The 813-nt window shown below is 46.4% G+C and carries 1 rRNA gene; it reads left to right on the forward strand.

The window, feature by feature from the left end:
• A 5S ribosomal RNA gene (gene rrf / locus L1D50_RS23170) occupies positions 1-106 on the forward strand; the annotation flags it as partial.
• Positions 107-813: the final 707 nt, after the last annotated feature.

Consider the following 813-nt stretch of genomic DNA (forward strand, 5'->3'; position numbering starts at 1 on the left):
CCATAGCGTTTTGGAACCACCTGACCCCATGCCGAACTCAGAAGTGAAACAAAACAGCGTCGATGATAGTGTGGGCTTCCCATGTGAAAGTAGAACATCGTCAGGGCCTTATTAAAGAAACCCGTTGCAGCAATGCGACGGGTTTTTTGCTGTTTGGGGCATAGAGATTTGAGATATAAAACCTCGCGAGGTAAACTCGCTCCTACCACAGCATCAGCACTGAGCAGCGTGGTCGGAGGTGGTTTACCCGCCTAGCTATTAGGCTTCCCAAACAAAAAGAATAAAACATCCTAGTTCGTAGCGAGCTAGGGCCTTATTAAAGATCGCGAGGTAAACTCGCTCCTACCACCACATCAGCACAGAGCAGTATGGTCAGAGGTGGTTTACCCGCCGAGCTGTTGGGCTTCTCAAACAAAAAGAATAAAACATCCTGGTTCGTAGCGAGCCAGGGCCTTATTAAAGATCGCGTGGTGACCTCGCTCCTACCACAGCATCAGCACTGAGCTGCATGGTCGGAGGTGGTTTACCCGCCGAGCTATTAGGCTTCCCAAACAAAAAGAATAAAACATCCTTCTTCGTAGCGAGCCTGGGCCCAATTAAAGGTCGATTAACAGCATTCATCCATGATTCTAATCGACATTAGTACATCCATGTACGTCAAACCCGTTGCAGAGATGCGACGGGTCTTGATGCCGCGTGCGAAAACTTAGCTGAGATTGTGCGAAAACTGCGAAAATTCTGGTTTTCAACATGTAAAAAGCGTTTGTATATAGTGAAACCATTTTAAATCTGTATACTAAATAAATTTCAAAG

The sequence above is a fragment of the Pseudoalteromonas sp. Isolate6 genome, from assembly GCF_022398435.1.
GTDB lineage: Bacteria > Pseudomonadota > Gammaproteobacteria > Enterobacterales > Alteromonadaceae > Pseudoalteromonas > Pseudoalteromonas galatheae.